21 protein-coding genes are annotated in these 20,305 nt (G+C 62.4%); 9 read left to right on the plus strand and 12 right to left on the minus strand.

The annotated features are described in order from the left end of the window. Positions 1-5: 5 nt before the first annotated feature. Both IHQ72_RS12345 and IHQ72_RS12350 read right to left on the minus strand, forming a co-directional pair. A complete protein-coding gene (locus tag IHQ72_RS12345) occupies positions 6-710 on the minus strand; it encodes a DUF8692 domain-containing protein (RefSeq protein ID WP_258122679.1) in 705 nt (234 codons plus the stop codon). A gap of 350 nt (positions 711-1,060) precedes the next feature. Next, positions 1,061-2,173 (minus strand): DUF1330 domain-containing protein, encoded by a 1,113-nt coding sequence (locus tag IHQ72_RS12350; RefSeq protein ID WP_258122680.1) that lies wholly within the window; start codon positions 2,171-2,173, stop codon positions 1,061-1,063. Between the two features lie 77 nt (positions 2,174-2,250). Here IHQ72_RS12350 and IHQ72_RS12355 point away from each other — a divergent pair, with 77 nt between their 5' ends. After that, positions 2,251-3,348, plus strand: coding sequence for an AraC family transcriptional regulator (locus tag IHQ72_RS12355; protein ID WP_258122681.1), 1,098 nt, complete (start codon positions 2,251-2,253; stop codon positions 3,346-3,348). A 347-nt stretch (positions 3,349-3,695) separates the two neighbouring features. On the opposite strand, the gene IHQ72_RS12360 is transcribed toward IHQ72_RS12355, so the two are convergent. The 5 genes from IHQ72_RS12360 to IHQ72_RS12380 all read right to left on the minus strand — a co-directional run bounded on the left by IHQ72_RS12360 (position 3,696) and on the right by IHQ72_RS12380 (position 8,598). Further along, positions 3,696-5,006 (minus strand): hemolysin family protein, encoded by a 1,311-nt coding sequence (locus IHQ72_RS12360; protein ID WP_258122682.1) that lies wholly within the window; start codon positions 5,004-5,006, stop codon positions 3,696-3,698. Positions 5,007-5,298: 292 nt separating this feature from the next. Next, entirely contained in the window at positions 5,299-6,006 is a 708-nt protein-coding gene (locus IHQ72_RS12365) for an LssY C-terminal domain-containing protein (RefSeq protein WP_258122683.1), read from the minus strand. Positions 6,007-6,095: 89 nt separating this feature from the next. After that, on the minus strand, positions 6,096-6,911 hold the full coding sequence (locus IHQ72_RS12370) for an extensin-like domain-containing protein (protein ID WP_258122684.1): 816 nt from the start codon (positions 6,909-6,911) through the stop codon (positions 6,096-6,098). Between the two features lie 196 nt (positions 6,912-7,107). Then, positions 7,108-8,097 (minus strand): extensin-like domain-containing protein, encoded by a 990-nt coding sequence (locus IHQ72_RS12375; RefSeq protein ID WP_258122685.1) that lies wholly within the window; start codon positions 8,095-8,097, stop codon positions 7,108-7,110. A 75-nt stretch (positions 8,098-8,172) separates the two neighbouring features. Then, positions 8,173-8,598 (minus strand): DUF3775 domain-containing protein, encoded by a 426-nt coding sequence (locus tag IHQ72_RS12380; protein ID WP_258122686.1) that lies wholly within the window; start codon positions 8,596-8,598, stop codon positions 8,173-8,175. A gap of 199 nt (positions 8,599-8,797) precedes the next feature. Here IHQ72_RS12380 and IHQ72_RS12385 point away from each other — a divergent pair, with 199 nt between their 5' ends. After that, positions 8,798-9,337 (plus strand): tetratricopeptide repeat protein, encoded by a 540-nt coding sequence (locus tag IHQ72_RS12385; RefSeq protein ID WP_258122687.1) that lies wholly within the window; start codon positions 8,798-8,800, stop codon positions 9,335-9,337. Positions 9,338-9,621: 284 nt separating this feature from the next. Next, complete coding sequence (gene greA / locus IHQ72_RS12390) at positions 9,622-10,095, plus strand: transcription elongation factor GreA (RefSeq protein WP_258122688.1); 474 nt, start codon at positions 9,622-9,624, stop codon at positions 10,093-10,095. Between the two features lie 65 nt (positions 10,096-10,160). Here the strand turns inward: greA and waaC are convergent, their stop codons facing one another. From waaC to rfaD, 3 genes are read right to left on the minus strand one after another with little or no spacing between them, the layout of a single operon-like run. Continuing rightward, positions 10,161-11,135: a lipopolysaccharide heptosyltransferase I gene (gene waaC, locus IHQ72_RS12395; RefSeq protein WP_258122689.1), complete on the minus strand. Its 975-nt coding sequence runs from the start codon at positions 11,133-11,135 to the stop codon at positions 10,161-10,163. Continuing rightward, the gene (gene waaF, locus IHQ72_RS12400; RefSeq protein ID WP_258122690.1) at positions 11,132-12,139 is read right to left on the minus strand and encodes a lipopolysaccharide heptosyltransferase II; all 1,008 of its coding nucleotides are present in this window, start codon (positions 12,137-12,139) and stop codon (positions 11,132-11,134) included. Before waaF ends, waaC begins: the two co-directional genes overlap by 4 nt. Then, a complete protein-coding gene (rfaD, locus tag IHQ72_RS12405) occupies positions 12,112-13,062 on the minus strand; it encodes an ADP-glyceromanno-heptose 6-epimerase (protein WP_258122691.1) in 951 nt (316 codons plus the stop codon). Before rfaD ends, waaF begins: the two co-directional genes overlap by 28 nt. A 165-nt stretch (positions 13,063-13,227) precedes the next feature. Here rfaD and IHQ72_RS12410 point away from each other — a divergent pair, with 165 nt between their 5' ends. The 4 genes from IHQ72_RS12410 (at position 13,228) to IHQ72_RS12425 (ending at position 16,740) form a co-directional block, all read left to right on the plus strand. Continuing rightward, positions 13,228-13,860 (plus strand): LysE family translocator, encoded by a 633-nt coding sequence (locus tag IHQ72_RS12410; RefSeq protein ID WP_258122692.1) that lies wholly within the window; start codon positions 13,228-13,230, stop codon positions 13,858-13,860. A 151-nt stretch (positions 13,861-14,011) separates the two neighbouring features. After that, positions 14,012-15,502, plus strand: coding sequence for a D-glycero-beta-D-manno-heptose-7-phosphate kinase (gene rfaE1, locus IHQ72_RS12415; RefSeq protein ID WP_258122693.1), 1,491 nt, complete (start codon positions 14,012-14,014; stop codon positions 15,500-15,502). A gap of 7 nt (positions 15,503-15,509) precedes the next feature. Continuing rightward, positions 15,510-16,082, plus strand: coding sequence for a D-sedoheptulose-7-phosphate isomerase (locus IHQ72_RS12420; RefSeq protein ID WP_258122694.1), 573 nt, complete (start codon positions 15,510-15,512; stop codon positions 16,080-16,082). After that, complete coding sequence (locus IHQ72_RS12425) at positions 16,075-16,740, plus strand: D-glycero-alpha-D-manno-heptose-1,7-bisphosphate 7-phosphatase (RefSeq protein WP_309508843.1); 666 nt, start codon at positions 16,075-16,077, stop codon at positions 16,738-16,740. Before IHQ72_RS12420 ends, IHQ72_RS12425 begins: the two co-directional genes overlap by 8 nt. Here IHQ72_RS12425 and IHQ72_RS12430 read toward each other — a convergent pair. Then, on the minus strand, positions 16,737-17,222 hold the full coding sequence (locus IHQ72_RS12430) for an Lrp/AsnC family transcriptional regulator (RefSeq protein WP_258122695.1): 486 nt from the start codon (positions 17,220-17,222) through the stop codon (positions 16,737-16,739). The two genes, IHQ72_RS12425 and IHQ72_RS12430, sit on opposite strands and share 4 nt — an antisense overlap. A gap of 406 nt (positions 17,223-17,628) precedes the next feature. On the opposite strand from IHQ72_RS12430, the gene trxB reads away from it, so the two are divergent. Both trxB and IHQ72_RS12440 read left to right on the plus strand, forming a co-directional pair. Further along, entirely contained in the window at positions 17,629-18,603 is a 975-nt protein-coding gene (gene trxB, locus IHQ72_RS12435) for a thioredoxin-disulfide reductase (protein ID WP_258122696.1), read from the plus strand. Between the two features lie 72 nt (positions 18,604-18,675). Further along, the gene (locus tag IHQ72_RS12440) at positions 18,676-19,572 is read left to right on the plus strand and encodes a LysR family transcriptional regulator (RefSeq protein WP_023799796.1); all 897 of its coding nucleotides are present in this window, start codon (positions 18,676-18,678) and stop codon (positions 19,570-19,572) included. 46 nt (positions 19,573-19,618) lie between these two features. On the opposite strand, the gene IHQ72_RS12445 is transcribed toward IHQ72_RS12440, so the two are convergent. After that, the gene (locus IHQ72_RS12445; protein WP_258122697.1) at positions 19,619-20,119 is read right to left on the minus strand and encodes a methyltransferase family protein; all 501 of its coding nucleotides are present in this window, start codon (positions 20,117-20,119) and stop codon (positions 19,619-19,621) included. Between the last annotated feature and the right edge of the window lie 186 nt (positions 20,120-20,305).

A 20,305-nucleotide genomic window follows, 5' to 3' on the forward strand; every position in this document is an offset into this window, starting at 1 on the left:
TACCCTCAGCGCGTGCCTGATGTTATCTCACGGTATGAGAGTAGTGCGTAGATAAAGGTCAGTGTCCCGGCAAGTTCGAGACCTTCTTCGATGTTCGCCAGAATGCGATAGCGCAAGGATTCCATACCTTCCGCCTCTGCAACGCTGCCGCCGACCATTTCAAACCCGACCGCTCCGCCAAGAAACAGCGCCGCCGAAACCGCCAACAGCACGGCGAGCGATGTCGGAAAAGAGCGGATGAATGGAACAAAGGCAGCTAGCCCCACCAAGCTAAGGATGCCTGCCGGCGCTGCCCATGCAAAATACAGCAGGCCCGTATTGGTTGACCTGGCAGCCAACGCAGCGGATAGCTTCTCATGAAGGCCCGTGAATTCATCGAAAGAAAGAAGCAGGAACAGGAAGCCTAAGAAGTACCAATGCCAGGTGAACTGACTGCTACGGCCCGCCGCATCGTCTCCGCACTGAAATAGAAGACGGCTACAGAAAAAAAGCGCCAGCACGGAGACCCAAGTGAACGCGCTCCGTTCCACATCGACATCGAGGAGCCATATTTTTGTCGAAAGGTCCGGCTTCTTTCCAGCGTACAAGCTTAAATCTTGTGCAACACCTGCACAAAGAATCAGCAGAGATAATACTGCAACTAGGGCGAGTATCGGTCTCCATTCGCTGAACAGAAGCGGGGCTTCCCTTCCCACCCTTACAATTGTCATATCCCACCCTTGCAATTGTCACAAAAGCGTCACATAAAGATTAGCAACTTGTCAACCATTAGCGTTCCAATGCGTAGCGACGGAAACAAGTTCGAGTCATTACTCGGCGCAGGCTTGCTTGCTCTCCTAACGGCGTTGGCCGGGCTCATCGTTTTCTACGAGGTCGAGGTGGTATTTCCGTTGGGGTGACGCGTTGCCAACGTCACCGCTGAATGCCACGCCATTTTTGCAGAACCTGACGCGCACAACTTGCCCTTCGCGCAAAAGCTCGAGTCGACCCTTCTCGGACCTTCGGCAGGTTCACTTATTGAACCGCGTACGGCCGGAATAACTGGAATCAGTCCCCAGCGTCAGTCCTTGGATGCCGTGATGACGAGCGCCGGCATGTCGAAAGCGACGGCGCCGACCGCTGTCACGAAAGGCATAAGTGCCCGCTCGGCCTCCTCCAGAAGCCGCTTGAACTGCTCGTTGTCCAAAAGCCCGCCCAACGTCCAGATGCAGGCTCTTTCAGTTGAGATCAGCGACTCGATCGAGGCAAAACGGACCGTTCCGCGGTGCCGCTTCACCTCGGCACGCTCTATGCCTGCCTTCGCGCAGAGCGAACGCAGTCGCTCCGCATTGCCGAGCACAAAGGGCGCGCGGAACGCATTCGCAACGTCGCTTCCAAACAGCCGTTCAAGCATATCCGCCACTGCGGCATAGCCGGGCGACTGGTCGAGCGAGTCGCAGACTGCGACGGCGAACCGGCCGCCGGTCTTAAGCACGCGCATCATTTCCCGCAGTCCGGCTGCTCGATCCTCGAAGAACATCAGGCCAAACTGGCTGACTGCGGCGTCGAAGCTTTCATCCGGAAAAGGAATCTGCTCGGCGCGCCCTTCTCGCCATTCGATGCGAGTGCTTTTGCGGCGAGCAACGCAAAGCATGTCGGGATTGGGGTCAAGGCCGACCACCTTGCCCTCCGTGCGAACGCGATCGAGGGCCGCGAGCGCCAGCACACCCGTACCGCAGGCAATGTCGATCACGCGGTTGCCCCTCCCTATTCGCGCCTCGGCGGCGACGATCGGTCCCCATTGTCGGAATAGCGCTGGAACGAACAGTGAGTCGTAGATTTCAGCCGGAGTTTTCGATGTCCCCACCCGGCGGGTCTGGACCGCCGCTTCCTCCGATCCTGGCGTTGCACCTTCAAGGAACACTGCGTTGGATCGGGTTCCGGCGACGCGAAGCGCCTTCAGCGGCTCGTATTCGGGCGATGAATACCAGCGCTGGGCATGCTCGCCGTCGGCAAATTCGACGATGACCGGATAGACCGGCTGCCAGTCTCCTTCGACAAGGTCGGATTTCCCGCCCAGCACCAAATAGCGCCCTCCATACTGTTCAACCGTTGCAAAGACCCCTGCCAGATACTGCTCGATCTTGGCTTGGTCAGTGATTTCACGCACGTCGAAGAAGCAATAAGTAGACATGGCCGACCTCCGTTGATCGCATGGACTCCACGGGATGCGCGGTGGATATGCTGTTCGGCGCATTGTAGACTTGGTCCATGGGCACGCTCCATGACCCAGCGTCTCAATCGCTTGCCGCAGCGTCCGTCCTTGCGCCATCGCCTGGGCGGCCACCGGACGAGGTCGTTCCCGATGCCGCACCTTCGGCGACGCCGGACAAGGATGTGCTTTCGGATGTGCTGCGCGTGATAAAGCTTACCGGCGCGCTTTTCTTCCGGGTCGATGCCTCTTCGCCCTGGAGTGTGGAAGTGCCGCGGGCGGATTCATTTGCCCATGTCATTCTGCCGCGCGCCCAACATGTGATTTCCTACCACATAATCACCCAAGGATCGGGCTCGGTCAGCATCGGTGATGGTCCGCCGACGGAGTTTGCCGAAGGCGACATACTTGTGATCCCGCATGAGGATTCGTACGTGATGTGCAGTGCGTCCGGAGTGCGATCAGGTTTGAGCCTGCAAGATTCGCTCGATTTCTTTCGCGCCATGGCGGCCGGACAACTCCCCTTCGTGGTCAACGAAGGTGGCGACGGCCCCTTCCTGACCAGATATGTCTGCGGTTTTCTTGGTTGCGATGCACGGCCGTTCAATCCTCTGCTCGGGGCCTTTCCTCCGCTGATACGCATCCGGCGCGCGGCCGGCGCCCCGAGCGATCTACTCGACCGGCTGATCGAACTAACGCTGGCAGAGGTGTCCGCTCAGCGGCCTGGCGCTGAATGCATCCGTCTGCGCCTCAGCGAGCTGATGTTCGTTGAGGTCGTTCGCCGCTATCTTGAGGCACTGCCGCCGGAGCAGACCGGCTGGCTGGCCGGCTTGCGCGACCCCGCCGTCGGCCGGGCTGTTGCGCTTGTTCACGAGAATCCGGCGCGTGGCTGGACAATTGAAGAACTTGCACGCGAAACCGGCGTCTCGCGGTCCGTCCTTGCGGCCCGCTTCACGCGTCTCGTCGGCTGCCCGCCGATGCAATATCTCACGCGATGGCGCGTGCAACTGGCCTCACGACTGCTCACTGATGGGCTGGCCAAAGTCTCGGCGGTCGGGCGTGAGGTCGGCTACGAGTCCGAAGCGGCCTTCAGCCGGAGCTTCAAGAAGCTTGCGGGCATCTCGCCGGCTGGGTGGCGCGACGGCCGGCGCGGATAGCCGGGCGGCCGGAGGCCAATTTGGGGAACACAATATGCCCCGACTGGCGACGGCCGCTCGCGCATCCGCATGGCCGATGGCAATATCAATCTCGGCAAATTTTGAGCCGGTGCAACTCGGTGGCAGCATTGGGTCAATATTGTTGAAAACGCCTCGGCCAAACCATTCAAGCGGCTTGCGCAGAACACTGTTTCACGAGAGGTCGGATTAATGAATCCTGTTTCCAAGAAGAGCCTCGCCAAGAAATAGAATTCTATCGTCGGCGCATGCTTCGTGGCGCTCCTGACCTTTCAACAATATCGGTCAAGAGCTGACATTCGAAGGGGCCTCACACATCGTGTTGATTGTTACCGCACGATTTCGCGGTGACCGCCGGGCAGGCGGGTGGCGATGAGCTTGTCGATGCGGCGGCCGTCGAGGTCGACGACCTCGAAGCGCCAGCCCTGCGCATCCACGCATTCGCCGGTCGCCGGCAGATGGTGCATGTGCGACAGCACGTAACCTGCGACGGTCTCGTAGTCGCGGTTCTCGGGCAGGTCGATGCCGAGAACGTCTGCCATCTCGTCGGCCTGCATGTAGCCGGCAAGCAGCCATGAGCCGTCCTCGCGCTTGACGGCGTTTTCCTCGTCGCCGGCGTCGAGGTCCGCCCGGAAGACGCCGGTGATGGCTTCCAGTATGTCCGCCGGGGTGACGATGCCTTCGAAATGGCCGTATTCGTCATGGACCAGCGCCATCGGCACGTTGGACTCCTTGAGTGTCGAAAGGACATCCAGCGCGTCGGCCTGGTCATGGACGATCGGAGCGGTGCGCACGTGCCGGCGCGGGTCGAGTGCGCGACCGCCAAGCATCGCGGCCAGCACGTCGCGGGTCTGGACGACGCCGATCATGGCGTCGACACTGCCATCGCCGGCCGGCAGGCGCGAATGCTGGGTCTCCATCAAGAGCTTCTTGATTGCCACCTCATCGGACTGCAGGTTGATCCAGTCGACCTCGGTGCGCGGCGTCATCACCGCGCGGACGGCGCGGTCGCCGAGCCGCATGACGCCGGCGATCATGCGCCGCTCGTCGGATTCGATGGTGCCGTGATGTTCGGCTTCGGCGACCAGCATCTTGATCTCCTCGTCGGTGACCTTCTCCTCGCTTTCACCGCGCTGGCCGAGCAGCCACAGCATAGCGCGGCCGGAAATGTCGAGCAGGAAGACCAGCGGCGCCGAGACGGTGGCGAGGATGGTCATCGCCGGAGCAACCCTGGCGGCGACGCGTTCGGGATCGCGCAGCGCGATCTGCTTCGGCACCAGTTCGCCGATGATGAGCGAGAAGTAGGTGATGAGGGCGACGACGATGCCGACGCCGATCGGGTCGGCAAGGCTTTCGCGGACGCCGGTCGATGCCAGGAACACGGACAGCCGCTCGCCGAGCGTGGCGCCGGAAAAGGCGCCGGACAAAACACCGACCAGGGTGATGCCGATCTGCACCGACGACAGGAATTTGCCGGGATTGGAGCCGAGCGCCAAGGCGCGGCCGGCGCCCTTGACATCGCGGTCGATCATCGCCCTGAGGCGGGCCGGCCGTGACGAGACGATGGCAAGTTCGGACATTGCCAGAAGGCCGTTCACGCAGATGAGGGCGGCCACGATGGCGATTTCAGCATAGAGCATGCGGGGTCAATAGCATTGCGGCGCGGTCTTCGAAAATAGATCGCGGTCATTTTTCATGCCGGCGGGCGCAACCATCTCATGCGGCATCCCATGGCGGCGCGCCTTCGAGCGGATGAACGAGGCGATCGAGACCGATTGCGATCAAGCCGGTGATCGACAAGATCTATGGTTTCGACGCGGTGCCGCAGGCTTTCGAACTCTGGAGAGGGGATCGTTCGGCGAAGTCGTGATCGCCGGCTCCCGATAGCGGCCGTTAGGCGATGAGGCGGAAGACCGGCCGTTCGCCTTGCGCCTACGGCAATTGCAGCAGCACGCCCACTACCGCCTTGCCGTCGGTGAAATAGGGATCGCCGCCGCCATTGCGCCCGGTCTTTGTCGCACCGATGCCCGATATCTCGCTGGTCGAAATCAGCATGCCTGCGGCAGACAGGTCGCGGATCAGGAAGTCGCGCTCGGCGTCGATGTCGGCACCGATATGGTGGGTGATCGCACCGGTGTCGTGGCTGAGGCCGACGCCGCGATCGAAGCTTGCCGACCCCAGCCAGAGCGGCCGGCCATCGTCTCCGGTCGCATCGGTCTGCCAGAAGCGGACGTGATGACGCCGGTCGGCACTGTCGCCGACCGGCTTCTCGAAGGCCAGATCCTGTGCACGGCCTTCGAATAACAACCGGCTGACCGGCGCGTCGGGATAGGGCCGATCGAACAGCACGCTTTCGCCGATCTCGATCGCGGTCTTCAGCGTAAGGGCGTCGGCCGTGTCCCACCCGGCGACGGCGAAGGCGTGGACCAGCTCTTTTTTGGTACCGACAAGGCCGACATTGATCGGATCGCCCGCAATACCTTGCGGCGTGTGCGTCACCATCTCGAAGCGCTGCGTACGGAAATTGCGGTCCCGCAGGGTCCAGAATTCCGGTGCGGCGAAATAGGCGAGCACGAGATAGCCGGCACAGAACGCCACCAGCCAGATCGTTGCACGTCGTCGAAGGCTCCGTCGGCTCACGAGACACCACCCAGGCGATACGGCATCACCTAATGTGGCGTCATTCTACGCGGCGGCGCAGACCTTGGGCAGTGGGCATGCGCTCGGGCTCAGCGGCAGGCGCGGTAGCCGTTCTTGCGGTTCTTGATGTCGAAATGGAAGTGGTTGCGGTGGTCATAATTGTAGCCGGGGCCGAGCACAGTGGTGAAATACTGGCAGCCGTCGGCGCGCACAGTGTTGAGGAAGCCGCGCGTGCGGAAGGCAAACAGGCCGGGCTTGCGCACGTCGATATCTTTGCCATTGCCGAGCTCGATGCTCATGACGTCCAGCGCGTTGCCCTTGCCGTGCTCCGACAGCACGCCTTCGCCGGCGATCCTGCGGCAGGAATAGCTCGATCCCTGGCGAATGGTCTTGACGCCGGAGAAATAACGCCAGCGGGCGGACGGGACCAGTTCATTCTTGGCCCAGCCGGCGAAGGTGGCGGCCATGTCGCAGGTCAGCGTCGCGGCCGGCTTCATCCCGATGCTGCCGATGGCCGAAATCTTGACCGGATAGTCGATGCCGCACTGGCCTTCGCGGATCGGCGCAAGATCGGTGTAGACTACGCCCAGGCGTTTCAGTTCGTTGCGGCAGTCGACCTCGCTGGCCGGCATCTGTTCGGTCGGCGCCATCGGCTCGTCTATGCGCGGATAGGCGGCGGTCATGTATGGGTTGGACGGGACGAGGCTCTGCATTCCGGCATATTTCGGGCCGGCGTAGTTCGGAACGGCTGATGTCTGGCTGCCGACATCGACGGCCGGTTCCAGCGAAAGCACGCTGCCGGTGGTGCAGGCCGAGATCGCTGCGATGGCAAGGCCGCCGGCAATCATGCGCGCGCGTCTGGTTTGCCGCACGGCGACGAACGCGGCGCGAATTATCCCGGCCATCGACAAGATCCCTGTCCCCGAGCCTGATCCCGATCAGGCTCTGTCTCGTTGTTTGATCATGATCTTTCTCCGAAAACCGGATCCCACTTTTCGGGATCATGATCAGATGAGACGAAGCTTAACCGCCAAGAGTAAAGGAAAAATCAGCGGCTGCGTTTACGGCTGCGGCCAAATTGCGGCGCGCAGATCGGATCCGTCACTGGCAGAAGGTGCCGCCGTTGCGGCGCGGTGCGAGATCGAGATGGAGATGCAGCGAATGATCCGCATCGCTGCCGGGGCCAAGCACGGTCTTGAACGGACCGCAGGCTGCCTTGCGCACCGCGTTCAGGAATTTCGCGTCCTTTTCCGGCGGCGCCGGGCCGATGTCGATCTTTCTGCCGTCCGAAAGCGTGAAGCTGGCGATGTCGAGCGCGTTGCCGAAAGCATGTTCCGACAGTTTCCCTCCGCCGTGGCGCAGCCGGCAGACAAAGGCGGATGCCTGACCGACCGATTTGAGACTGGCGCCGAACTCGGCCTTGGCCGCCGGCTGGATGATATTCGCAGCGAAGCGCGCGACAGCCTCGGCCATCTGGCAGTTCAGCTCGGTTTCGGGGTTGATATCCAATGACTTGCCCAGCGTCTTCAGCACGATCGGATAGGGGATAGAGCAGCCGACCGCCGCATCGTGCTCGGCCTTGCGTTCCTCGAAGTCGACGCCCATCGACTTCAGCCGCCTGCGGCAGGCAAGTTCCTCGTCCGGCATTTTTTCCTGCGGCACAGAGGCCGAGCGCGGGTCGGGAGGGATTTCTTTCTCCTGCGCTTGCGCCGGTTTCTCAGGCGGTTTCGGGGCAGTGGCCGGCGGTTCCGCTTCAGCGGGCTTTTCGCTCGGCGTGGGAGCGATTGCCGGCGGCGGCCCGGCTTCCTTATGCTGGTCCGACTTCTGCTGATTCAGTTTGTCGGTCGCAGGCTGATCAGGATTCGGGGCATCCGCTGGGCGTGGCTCGGGGATTGGCACGTCGGCAGGCGCGGCTTCTTGCGCTGATTCCGATCGATTGAGCTCCGGGACAGGCACGGTTTCAGGCAATTCCGGAGCTTGGGCCAGGGCCGCTCCTGCGGACAGCATCGCCGCCGCCAAAGGCAGTGCCAATCTGTTCAATCCGGCCAATCCGGCCAATCTGGTCAATGCGAGAGGGGTCAGCGCCGCCATTCGCCGTTAACGGTGAGCGAATGCGGAAGTTGCCTGAACGAGGGTTTTGGCCGATCACGAACGGTAACCGCAGCGTTACGCACCGATTGCTTCCAGCCCTTCCTCCAGCCAGTCGGCCAAGAGCGGCATGCCGAGCAGATATTTCGCCGTGCGCTTGTTAGCGCGCTCGCGCGCAGCCGTCAGCGCGTCCGCCCATTCCGAGGCGTCATAGTCGCCGCGGCCAACCCAGGCGAGTGCTACGAGTTCGGCCGCCTCGTCGACATTGAGGTCGTTGATCAGTTCGCGCAGTTCTTCTTCGGTGAGGTTTTCGGAACTTTCCTCGACGAGACCGTCATGATGGTGGTTGTCATGCGCCTCGCCATCGAGTTCTACCTCGTGCTCGGCGCCATCGGCATAGTCTTCGTTGACGGCGGCGCTCAGCGCCTTCGCCTTGAGGATGAATAGGCGCACTGTGTCGGGACCGATCGAAAGCTCCCATTCTTTTTCATGGCGCCGCTGCACTGGTCGTCTCCGCATACTCCGTTTGCCGTTTGCTGGATGATAGCGAATTTGTAGCGCTCGTCACGTCATGTTCGGCGCTTCAATTTTCCGACCGGCGCGGATCGTTTCAAAAAGCTTTCTGCGGCCACGACTTTTTTCCGGGATGAAATGGCTTTTGCCCGGCGTTCGTCTTACATTGTCATGCTTCAAGGAGGCTTCGATGCGCAGACGAGTGCTGATCCAGGTTCTGGCGGTTGCCGCCCTGCCGCTGTTTGCGGTTCCGGTGTTTTCGGCCGGTGAAGGTGGAGGCGGTGGCGATGGCAGCCAGACGACACAGTGCAAGAAAGGCAAGGTCTGGGACAAGAAGCTGAAGAAATGCGTGGCACCCAAACAAGGCATGCTGGACGACGACAACATCTATGAAGCCGGCCGCGCGCTGGCGATGGCCGGACGTTATGACGAGGCGATCGCCGTACTCAGCCTGGCTGCGGACAAGAAAGACCCTCGCATCCTCAACTATCTCGGCTACTCGCATCGCCATTCCGGACGTGTCACCGTCGGCCTCGGCTATTACGAGGAAGCGCTGCGCATCGATCCTGATTACACGCTGGTACGTGAATATCTCGGCGAGGCGCATCTGCAGATCGGCGATCTCGACGGTGCCCAGGAACAGCTCCGCGAGATCGAGAAGCGCACCGGCAAGGGATCTCGTGAATACGGCATGCTGTCTGAGCAGATAGACCGTTTCATGAAGAGCTGATTCGAAGCCCAAACACTCCTCACACCGGCTGTGAGCAATCGCAGCCGGTTGTTTGTTGCCGCTCGCCCTGCCTGCCGCGCTGCCGTGACGGCATTTCCACAAATGGCGCGTGAATTTTTCAAAACTGATTTTTTGGCGTGAAAAACCCACGAAGATTGCTATATTGGGGGAAATTGCGGTGACACGGTTCCGTTAGCCCGAGGCTGCCGGACCGTTTTCTTTTTGTACCCATCGACAAGGTCGCTCCCGGAATGCGGGGGCGGCGGCAGGAAAGGTCAGGCATCATGAACAAGGTCCCAATGACAGGCGAGGGGTTCGCGTCGTTGAAGGAAGAACTACGCTGGCGCCAGCAGGAGGAGCGGCCGCGCATCATCGAAGCGATCTCCGAAGCGCGCTCGCATGGCGATCTTTCCGAAAATGCCGAATACCACTCGGCGAAAGAGGCGCAGAGCCTTAATGAGGGCCGCGTCAACGAGCTCGAGGACTTTATCGCCCGTGCCGAAGTGATCGACGTCACCAAGCTCAGCGGCGAAAAGGTCAAGTTCGGCGCGACCGTGGTGCTGGTCGACGAGGACACGGAAGAGAAGAAGACCTACCAGATCGTCGGTGACCAGGAAGCGGACGTGAAGTCCGGCCGCATCTCGATCTCCTCGCCGATCGCGCGGGCGCTGATCGGCAAGGAAGTCGGCGATGCGATCGAGGTCAACGCGCCAGGCGGTGCACGGGGCTATGAGATCGTCCAGGTGCAGTTCATCTGAGGACTTTTGATGAGTCTGCTCTGGCCGCCGAATAGCGGCTCGCCAGAGCGAATTCTGAAAAGGTCCTATGTCGCGGCCTGCGATTTGAGCCCCAGCAGCCTCTCTGCCTCCACTACCACCTCGGCGGGCGTGACACCACCGCCGGGCGCGGCCAGCAGCGTTGACGAGAACGGCCCGCGCGGGCCGGTCAGGCCGGGTTCTGTCGCCAGAAACACGGCGACCGTCGGTAGGCCGAAGGCGCTGGCGAGGTGGGTGAGGCCGGTGTCGGCGCCGATGACCAGAACCGACCGGCCGATGATCGCGGCGATCTCGGCAAGCGGTGATTTCGGCACCAGCACGGTCTGCGGAACGGCCTCGGCGATCGCCTCGGCAACCGCCTTTTCCCTGTCATTCGACCAGGTGGTGACCGGCGTCATCCCTCTTTCCACGAGAAGCCGGGCAGTCTCGATCCAGTTGCCGACCGGCCATTTCTTGTCCTCGCGGCTGGTACCGTGCAGCAGGAAGGCGGTTTTTCCACCGACAAAGGTCGAACCGCCGGCCGGCGGCACGATGCCGGATGCGAGCCCGGAAAAATCCGGTTCATAGCCGAGCGCCAGCCCGAACAGCCGCCTTGTACGTTCGATGGCGTGCAGATCGCGCGATACAGCATAGCGGCGGTCGTAGAACAAAGTCGCCGAAGGCTCGCGGGCGCTCGAGCCGTCGAAGCCGGCGATTGGCGCCGCGGCCTGTTTCGCCACCAGGGCCGACTTCAGCAATCCTTGCGCATCGATGACGAGATCGTAGCAGCAATCTTGCAAGGCGCGGCGCAATCCCGCTGCCTCGCGCCATGTGCCACGGCCGAGCGGGCTTGTGCGCCAGCGCCGGATCGCCACGGTGTGGATGGTTGCGATCGCCGGATGCAGCGCCACGATGCCGGCAAAAGCCTCTTCGACACACCAGTCGAACGACACATCCGGCCGGTTGCGGCGCACATCCTCGACTGCCGGAAAGGTATGGATGACGTCACCCATCGAGGATGTCTTGACGATGAGCACCCTCATGCGGCGGCCGGCATTTCCAGCAGCCGTTCCGCTGCTGCCGTGACCTGTGCCACCTCAAGCGTTTTCAGGCAGTTGAGATGGCCGAGCGGGCAGTTTTTCTGGTGGCAGGGCGAACAGGACAGGCCGAGCCAGACCAGTTCGCGCTGCTCGGCGAGCGGCGGCGTATTCTGCGGCGAGGTCGAGCCGTAGACGGCAACGATCGGCGTGTCGACCGCGGCGGCAACATGCATCAGCCCACTGTCGTTCGACACCGCGAGCCTGGCCGCGGCGATCAGGTCGATGGCGTCCTCCAGCCGCGTCTGGCCGGCGAGGTCGACAACGCCCGGTGCAAGCGTGGCGATTTCCGCCGTAACCTGGGCGTCGTTCTTCGACCCGAACAGCGCGACCTCAAAACCTTTCGCCATCATCTTGCGGGCAAGGCCGGCGTAGCGTTCGCTCGGCCAGCGTTTGGCCGGGCCGAACTCGGCGCCGGGCATCAGCGCGACGAATTTTTCCGCCTCCAGCCCGAAGCGGCCCAGCAGTGCCGCCTGGCTTTTTGTATCGACAGCGAGCTTGGGAGCGCGGAACGTGCCCCCTTGCGCGAGGCCGAAATAGGCCTGCGCCGTGCGCCGTTTCACATTGTCGGGCAAGGGGACGATATCGGTCAGCAGCCCGTAGCGCATTTCCTTGAGATGGCCGACGCGGCGCGGAATGCGGGCAAAGAACGGGACAAGCGCCGATTTCCAGCTTCCAGGCATGACATAGGCGATGTCGTAGTGGCCGCGCAGCAGGCGGCCGAAGCGCCTTCGCATGCGGAATTCCAGCGCGCCGGATTTCAGCGGCAGATCGATCTGCTGGCGTATTTCGGGCATGCGCTTGACCAGTGGCGCCGCCCATGCCGGGGCCAGAACGTCGATCGCGGCGTTCGGGTGAAGCTCTCTCAGCGCCGAGAACAGGCACTGCGCCATCACCATGTCGCCCACCCAGCGTGGGCCGATCACGAGGATCGCTGGGCTTTCAGCCATTCGACATAGTCTCTGACGCCGGTTTCCACTGTGCGAAACTGACCATTGTAACCGGCTGCGCGCAACCGGGACATATCAGCTTGCGTAAAACTCTGGTAGCTGCCCTTGAGGTGGTCTGGAAAGTCGATGAACTCGATCTCGCCTTGGCCCAGCGTGCCGATCACCGTTTCGGCAATGGCGCGGAACGGCTGGGCACGGCCGGTGCCGCAGTTGAAGATGCCGCTCAGGCCACGTTTCCACAACCACAGATTGACGTCGGCAACGTCGCCGACATGGATGAAATCGCGGCTCTGCTCGCCAGGTCCGAAACCGTCATAGGCGCCGAACAGTTTCGGGTTCTGGCCTTGCTCGACTTGGTTAAACAGGTGGAAGGCGACCGAGGCCATGGCGCCCTTATGCGCCTCGCGTGGCCCATAGACGTTGAAATAGCGCAGGCCCGCCACCGGCGAATGGTCGGTTTCGAAGACGGTGCGGCGGACATAGTCGTCGAACAGCTTCTTTGAATAGGCATAGACATTGAGCGGGCGTTCGCATTCCGGTTCCTCGCGAAACGCGGCGCCGGCGCCATAGACCGACGCGGAGGAGGCATAGAGGAAGGGCACACGCAGTGCCAGGCAGGCATGCAGCAGCCGCTTCGAATAAGCGTAGTTCACCTCCATCATGAACTTGCCGTTCCACTCGGTGGTGGTCGAGCAGGCGCCCTGGTGGAAGACGGCCTCGATGCGGCCGAGATCCCCGGCCTCCATCCGCGGCAGGAAATCGTCCTTGTCGAGATAATCGGCGATCTGCAGGTCGGCGAGATTGGCAATCTTGTGGCCGTCGGTCAGGTCGTCGACGACGACGATTTCGCTGATCCCTTCGGCATTGAGCGCAGCGACGATGTTGGAGCCGATCATGCCGGCGCTGCCCGTGACGATGATCATGAAAGCCTCTGGTATCTTGTGCCGATTCCGGCCCTTATAGGGGAGGCTTGCGGGGCTGTCGATAAAGCAGGTCGCAATCCGGCGGTTGGGTGAGCGTCACAGTGCCGCCGCAAAGCTCTCGCTCCAGTCGGCGATCCACCGGCGAAGCGCGACAGGAGCAAGGCAATGCCGTCGACCGAACTGCTTATCGCCTTCTTCGCCACCACGGCGATCTTTGCCTACATCCCCGGTCCGGCGATGCTTTACACTGCTGCACAAACCATGGCGCGCGGCCGCTGGTCCGGCCTGACGGCGGCGTTGGGGATCCATCTTGGCGGCTATGTGCATGTCATCGCTGCCGCTGCCGGGCTGTCCGTGCTTTTCCACGCCGTGCCGACGCTCTACATCGCGGTCAAGCTGGCCGGCGCACTCTATCTGATCTGGCTGGGTGTCTCGCTGTTCCGCGCCAGGGCGCAAGACGATGCTGTCATGCCCGGTATTGAGCCGAAATCCGCCCGCCGCGCCTTTTTCGAGAGCATCACCGTCGAGGTGCTCAATCCCAAGACTGCAATCTTCTTCATGGCGTTCCTGCCGCAATTCATCGACGCGTCGGCGACGTTTCCCGTTTGGCTCCAATTCCTCGTCCTCGGGACGATCGTCAATCTGATGTTCTCCTCTGCAGATGTCATGTGCGTGGTGCTGGCGGGTGCGCTGATCACCAGGCTGCGGCGTTCGAGCCACGCACAGCGCCTTATGCGGCGTGCGGGCGGTGCGGTGCTCGTCGGATTGGGCGTTCATGTGGCTTTGCAGAAAAGCTGATCCGCCAATCCGCATTGGCTGTGGTCGGTTCGGTGCCTGCCGTTGCGCTGAGCCGAATTGCGGTATATCGGCTTCGCCATGAACGATCAGCCCTGCCAGTCCAGCGCTTTCACGGCATCGGGACCGGCTCTCATTGCACGTCGCGGATGACATGAGCGAGCAATACCTGCCTTCTCCCGAACCCCTTCACCGCGCCATCTCGCGGTTCGGCAACGTCACCGTACTGGTGGTCGGCGACTTCATCCGCGACCGTTTCGTCAACGGCGTCATCGAGCGGATTTCGCCTGAAGCGCCCATTCCGGTGCTGCGCGGGCGTGGCGAAACGTCGGCGATGGGCGGCGCCGGCAATGTCGTCGCCAACATCGTCTCGCTCGGCGCTGCCGCGATACCGGTCTCGGTGATCGGCGACGATCAGGCCGGCGACAATCTCATGCGCATGCTCGCCGAGTTTGGTGTCGACACTGGCGGCCTCGCGCAGGACGCGAACCGGATGACGTCGTCAAAAAGCCGGTTCAGTGCGCTCAACCAGCAGGTGCTGCGCTTCGACGAAGAGGAAATCAAGCCGCTGGGCGACGCTGAGCGAGCAACGCTGGTCCGCCATTTCCGCGCCGCGCTCGCGCAAGCCGACATCGTTATCCTTTCCGACTACGGCAAGGGCATATTGCTCGACGGCGTCGCCGGCGAGCTCATCTCGATCTGCCGCGAGGCGGGCAAGCCGGTTCTGGTGGATCCCAAGGGCCGCGACTTTGCTTGCTATGCCGGGGCGACGGCGATCACGCCCAATCGCAAGGAACTTGGCGAGGCGGTTGGACGCGTGGTTTTTGCCGATGACGAGATCGTGGCCGCGGCGCGTGAGCTGATCTCGGCACACAGCTTCGATTTCGTGGTCGCGACGCGCAGCGAAAAGGGCATGAGCGTCGTCGGCGCAGACGATGCCCGCCACATCGCCACGCAGGCGCGGGAAGTGTTCGACGTTTCCGGCGCCGGCGACACTGTCATTGCTACGTTTGCGTTGGCTCTTGCCGCGGGCGCCGACCGCATCATGGCCGCCGCCATCGCCAACGCGGCGGGTGGCGTGGTGGTGGGAAAGCGCGGTACCGCGCGGCTGACGGTCGAAGAGCTTACCGGGGCGCTGTTTCGCTCGCATGGACCGATTGCCCACAAGGATGCAATTCTCGATGCCGCTGCCGCTGCACGGCTGGTGGTGACGTGGAAGGACGAAGGCTTGAGCGTCGGTTTCACCAATGGCTGCTTCGATATCCTTCACGCCGGCCATGTCAGCCTTTTGCATGCGGCACGTAGCCAATGCGACCGGCTGGTTCTCGGCCTCAACAGCGATGCCTCGGTGCGCCGGCTGAAAGGGCCAGGGCGCCCGGTCAACGACGAGCATGACCGGGCCTGCGTGCTGGCGGCGCTTGCCTCGGTCGATGCCGTCGTCCTCTTCGAGGAGGACACGCCGCTCGCGCTGATCGAGGCGCTCAAGCCCGACATACTGGTCAAGGGCGCCGACTACACGATCGATCAGGTGGTCGGCGCCGAAATCGTGCAAAAGGCGGGCGGCCGCGTCGTGCTGGTCGATCTCGTCGCCGGCAAGAGCACCACCGGCACCATCGGCAAGTTGCGCGCCGGCAGTACAAACTGAGGTTTTCATGTCCGAACTGAACCAATACCTGGTCCGCTCGGCGGCCGCGATCACCGCGATGGTCGAGCGCGACCTCACCGGCGAGATGGAGCGGGCGGTTACCGCCGTCGTCGCCGCGCTTTCGCACGGCAAGGCGCTGCTGATCTGCGGCAATGGCGGCTCGGCGAGCGATGCCATCCACATCGCCGGTGAACTGGTCGGCCGCTTCCTGAAGGAGCGCAAGGCCTACAACGTCATCGCGCTGCCGGCCAATGCGGCGGTGCTGACCGCCTGGAGCAATGATTACGGCTTCGACACGGTGTTTTCACGGCAGGTCGAGGCGCATGGCTCGGCGGGTGCTGTGCTGCTCGCCATCTCGACCAGCGGCAACTCGGCCAGCATCCTTGCCGCTGCCGAGCAGGCGCGCACGATGGACATGACGGTGATCAGCCTGACCGGCGACACCGGCGGCAAGCTCAAGCCGCTCTCCGACATCCTGCTCAACGTGCCCTCGACCTCGACGCCGATCATCCAGCAGGGGCATCTGTGCCTCTATCATCATCTGTGCGAAATGGTCGAAGCGCGCCTCTGTGATGGCTGACATCGGCCCTGTCGTGAGGTCGAATCATTACCCGCTCGAAGAGCCGGGCCTGTGGGTCGAGCGGATTGGTACCTCGGTTTTTACAGCTGGCACGCCGGCGCTGTTTCTCGACCGCGACGGCACCATCAATGTCGATAGCGGCTATCCCAGCGATCCGGCTGACATCGTGCTGCGTCCGGAGATGCTGCCGGTGATCCGAACGGCGAACATCGTAGGCGTTCCTGCGATCGTGGTCTCCAACCAGTCAGGCATAGCCCGCGGCTATTTCGGCTGGCCGGAGTTCGCCGCAGTCAATGCTCAGCTGCTGACACTTCTCGAAGCACAGAATTGCCGGATCGATCTGGTGCTCGCCTGCGCCTACCATTCGAGCGGGACGGGTGAACTGGCAGTAGGTGATCATCCGATGCGCAAGCCCAATCCGGGCATGCTTCTGCGCGCCCGCGATCTGCTGGGCGTGGATATCAGCCGATCAATCATCGTCGGCGACAAGGCCGATGATATGGAAGCCGGATGGCGAGCCGGGCTATGCGAGGGCTGGTTGGTGAACGGCAGGTTCAATCGGACTTCTGGCGATGGTACTTTCATGAAGCGCAAGCTGATGACCGGCAACGATCACAGGAAACTCTGCGACGTCATCGCCGAGCTCGGCCGGGATTAAGTTCTCACTTCGCTGAAAGCTACCAAGCCCTCGTCCTTGACGCGACGGATGGTCAGTGCCGTGCGCACCGTGTCGACATTCGGCGCCGAGGCCAACGCCTCGATGACGAAGGTCTGAAAGGCGCCGAGGTCGCTCGCCACGCAATGCAGCAAAAAGTCGGATTCGCCCGACACCATCCAGGCGTCGCGAACGATCGGCCAACCGCGGGTGCGTTCGGCGAAGGTTTTCAGCTCCGCGTCGGCCTGGTGATGCAGGCCGATAAGGCAGAAGGCGACGACATCCAGGCCGAGCGCCGGCGCATTGAGCAAGGCGCGATAGCCGCGGATGATGCCGGTCTCTTCCAACCGCCTGACGCGACGCAGGCATGGCGGCGCCGAAATGCCGACGCGGCCGGACAGCTCGACATTGGTCATGCGCCCGTCTTGCTGAAGCTCGCGCAGGATTTTCCAGTCGATGGCATCGAGATCGGCTTTGAGCGGCATGGATACCTTCGGCGCTTCACGCAAGAATCTTTCGTGATTTTGTAATTAAACCACTTCTGTGTCCATTCCATCCCTTCAGAGACCGTTTGGAAACTCTGCTCTGGCGGCCATCTGATGGCGTTTTCTGCGCTTCCGGTGCTCACGGACCCAAATGTCCGCTGCGCGCCGGTTCTCGAAACCACCACCATATGACTCGCCAGAGCGAATTTCGAAACAGTCTCTAAGCCGGTGATTTTCGGACAGTCGCCGAGCAAGATGTTCATGGATCGGGCTGTTTGCGGGGAAGCTTTCCGGGGACGAAGGCCAGATCGTCTTGCTGGCGTCGCCTGCAACACCTAGATTAGGGCCGATATCGAACCCTGTGCCGGACGCTTCATTCGCGTCCGGTTGTTGTGAAAGCCCGTCCATGATCACCAAGCACGCCCCCGTTCTCATCGTCGGCTCCGGCCCTGCCGGCTATACGGCGGCAATCTACGCCGCCCGCGCCATGCTGAAGCCGATGCTTGTCGCCGGGCTGCAGCAGGGCGGCCAGCTGGTGATCACCACCGATGTCGAAAACTATCCGGGCTTCGCCGATCCGATCCAGGGTCCGTGGCTGATGGAACAAATGCTGAAGCAGGCCGAGCATGTCGGCACCGACGTCATCAATGACATCATCACCGAAGTCGACCTCAATGTGCGGCCGTTCCGCGCCAAGGGCGATTCCGGCACCACCTATACCGCCGACGCGCTGATCATCGCCACCGGTGCGCAGGCGAAATGGCTGGGCATCCCGAGCGAACAGACCTTCATGGGCTTCGGCGTATCGGCCTGCGCCACCTGCGACGGCTTCTTCTATCGCGGCAAGGATGTCGCGGTGATCGGCGGCGGCAATTCGGCGGTGGAGGAGGCGCTCTACCTTTCCAACCTGGCAAAGAGCGTGACGGTCATTCACCGGCGCAGCGACTTCCGCGCCGAGCGCATCCTCAGCGAGCGGCTGTTCAAGAAGGACAATGTCCGCGTCATCTGGGACACTGTCGTCGACGAGATCAACGGCCAGTCCGGCAAGACGCCGCTGCCGCCGTCGGTGGAAGGGCTGAAGCTGCGCAATGTGGTGACCGGCCAGGAGATGCATCTGACGGTCGACGGCGTGTTCGTGGCGATCGGCCATGCGCCGGCGGTCGAGTTGTTCGCCGGCAAGCTGAAGCAGAAGCCGAACGGCTATCTGTGGACGGCGCCGGATTCGACCTGCACCGACGTGCCGGGCGTATTCGCCGCCGGCGACGTGACCGACGACATCTACCGCCAGGCGGTGACGGCGGCGGGGCTCGGCTGCATGGCCGCGCTCGAGGCGGAAAAGTACCTCGCCGGGATCGAAGTTCACCGCGAAGCGGCGGAGTAGGGAAGCGGCCGAGAAAAGCCGCGCAAAAGCCTGATTTTTCATTCAGACGCCAGAAAACAGAACGGGGGCATCATGGCGTTGGACTGGGACAAGCTACGCGTGTTTCACGCTGCGGCGGAAGCTGGGTCGTTCACCCATGCCGCCGAGACACTGCATTTGTCGCAATCGGCGATCTCGCGGCAGGTCAGCGCGCTCGAACATGACGTCGGCGTGCCGCTGTTCAATCGCCATGCCCGCGGCCTGGTGCTGACCGAGCAGGGTGAGATGCTGTTCCGCACGGCGCATGACGTGCTGATGAAGCTGGAGACGATCAAATCGCGGCTGACCGAGGCCAAGGACCGGCCCTCCGGCGTGCTCAGGGTGACGACCACGGTGGGGCTCGGTGCCGGCTGGCTGACCGAGCGCGTGCAGGAATTCATCGAGCTCTATCCCGAGATCAGCCTGCAGTTGATCCTGGCGAACGAGGAACTCGACCTCACCATGCGCCGAGCGGATTGCGCGATCCGGCTGCGCCAGCCGCAGCAGCCCGATCTCATCCAGCGCCGCCTGTTCACCGTGCATTTCCATCTCTACGCCGCCCCTTCTTACGTCAACAAGTATGGCAAGCCGGCGTCGATCGCCGAGTTGAAGAGCCATCGCATCGTCACCTTCGGCGTGCCGGTGCCGGCGCATTTGTCGGAATTGAACTGGCTGGAAACGGTCGGCGATTTCGAAGGCGGGCAAAGGGTGCCGACGCTGCAGATCAACGACATATTGTCGATCAAGCGCGCGGTTCAGGGTGGTGCCGGCATCGCCATGCTGCCCGACTATGTGGTTAGCAAGGACTCAGGGCTGGTGCAGTTGCTGCCGGAGACCGAAGTGCCGTCCTTCGACACCTATTTCGCCTATCCCGATGCGATGAAGAACCAGGCGAAACTGCACGTCTTCCGCGATTTCATCATCGCCAAGGCGCGCAGCTGGTCATTCTAAACCTTCTGCAAATCGCTTGCCGCCTTGCATCGCGGACGATCATCTCTTACTGGCCGCGCCATGGCGTCAGGCGGGGCAGCCAGCCTGGAACAGCATGGCGGTAGGCTTCGTAGTCGGCGCCATAGCGGCGGGCAAGCGTGGGTTCCTCGTAGAACTTCACGAACGAGACCATGGCGATGGCGGCGATAGTGGCATAGGCGACGAGAGCCCAGCTCGAAAACAGCAGCGCCTGGCCAAGGATGATCGCCAGCACCGCCACATACATCGGGTTGCGGACATGGCGGTAGATACCGCCGACAACCAGTCGCTCGGTTGGCGCGACCGGGGCGGGCGTGCCCCGGCCTTCGAGGGAAAAACGGGCGAATGCATGAAGCAGCAAGGCCGCTGCGACGACAATCAGGACCCAACCGACGGGGACCAAGCCGGGCCGGGTCGACCATGGCAGGCGATAGCGATCGGTCAACAGCCAGGGCAGCAATCCCGCGACCGCGCCGGGCGCTGCGATGAAGAATAGCGCGCTGCCGGCGATCGCCTGACGTGTCCTCATCGAGGCTTCCTTCTAGAGCGGCGTGCGCCCACTTGGACGCACAAAATACGCTCTAGCACTTGGATCTGCGCACCGTGCTTTCCGAACATCGATGCCAATTTTCGGGCCGATGCGCGGCTGCTGCAAAAATAAACGCGTGCTGCCTGATTCGACGTCATTCGTTGTTTCTGCGTTCCGGGCCTAGAA

This window comes from Mesorhizobium onobrychidis, from assembly GCF_024707545.1.
In the GTDB taxonomy this organism is placed as follows: domain Bacteria; phylum Pseudomonadota; class Alphaproteobacteria; order Rhizobiales; family Rhizobiaceae; genus Mesorhizobium; species Mesorhizobium onobrychidis.

Bases quoted from the DNA above. Each gene is read 5' to 3' on its own strand.
- trxB (WP_258122696.1), top strand. From the start codon at position 17,629: ATGATCACCAAGCACGCCCCCGTTCTCATCGTCGGCTCCGGCCCTGCC.
- IHQ72_RS12375 (WP_258122685.1), bottom strand. From the start codon at position 8,097: ATGGCGGCGCTGACCCCTCTCGCATTGACCAGATTGGCCGGATTGGCC.
- rfaE1 (WP_258122693.1), top strand. From the start codon at position 14,012: ATGAGCGAGCAATACCTGCCTTCTCCCGAACCCCTTCACCGCGCCATC.
- IHQ72_RS12385 (WP_258122687.1), top strand. From the start codon at position 8,798: ATGCGCAGACGAGTGCTGATCCAGGTTCTGGCGGTTGCCGCCCTGCCG.
- IHQ72_RS12420 (WP_258122694.1), top strand. From the start codon at position 15,510: ATGTCCGAACTGAACCAATACCTGGTCCGCTCGGCGGCCGCGATCACC.
- IHQ72_RS12350 (WP_258122680.1), bottom strand. From the start codon at position 2,173: ATGTCTACTTATTGCTTCTTCGACGTGCGTGAAATCACTGACCAAGCC.
- IHQ72_RS12355 (WP_258122681.1), top strand. From the start codon at position 2,251: ATGGGCACGCTCCATGACCCAGCGTCTCAATCGCTTGCCGCAGCGTCC.
- IHQ72_RS12370 (WP_258122684.1), bottom strand. From the start codon at position 6,911: ATGGCCGGGATAATTCGCGCCGCGTTCGTCGCCGTGCGGCAAACCAGA.
- IHQ72_RS12360 (WP_258122682.1), bottom strand. From the start codon at position 5,006: ATGCTCTATGCTGAAATCGCCATCGTGGCCGCCCTCATCTGCGTGAAC.
- IHQ72_RS12425 (WP_309508843.1), top strand. From the start codon at position 16,075: ATGGCTGACATCGGCCCTGTCGTGAGGTCGAATCATTACCCGCTCGAA.
- IHQ72_RS12410 (WP_258122692.1), top strand. From the start codon at position 13,228: ATGCCGTCGACCGAACTGCTTATCGCCTTCTTCGCCACCACGGCGATC.
- waaF (WP_258122690.1), bottom strand. From the start codon at position 12,139: ATGGCTGAAAGCCCAGCGATCCTCGTGATCGGCCCACGCTGGGTGGGC.
- IHQ72_RS12430 (WP_258122695.1), bottom strand. From the start codon at position 17,222: ATGCCGCTCAAAGCCGATCTCGATGCCATCGACTGGAAAATCCTGCGC.
- IHQ72_RS12345 (WP_258122679.1), bottom strand. From the start codon at position 710: ATGACAATTGTAAGGGTGGGAAGGGAAGCCCCGCTTCTGTTCAGCGAA.
- IHQ72_RS12445 (WP_258122697.1), bottom strand. From the start codon at position 20,119: ATGAGGACACGTCAGGCGATCGCCGGCAGCGCGCTATTCTTCATCGCA.
- waaC (WP_258122689.1), bottom strand. From the start codon at position 11,135: ATGAGGGTGCTCATCGTCAAGACATCCTCGATGGGTGACGTCATCCAT.
- rfaD (WP_258122691.1), bottom strand. From the start codon at position 13,062: ATGATCATCGTCACGGGCAGCGCCGGCATGATCGGCTCCAACATCGTC.
- greA (WP_258122688.1), top strand. From the start codon at position 9,622: ATGAACAAGGTCCCAATGACAGGCGAGGGGTTCGCGTCGTTGAAGGAA.
- IHQ72_RS12440 (WP_023799796.1), top strand. From the start codon at position 18,676: ATGGCGTTGGACTGGGACAAGCTACGCGTGTTTCACGCTGCGGCGGAA.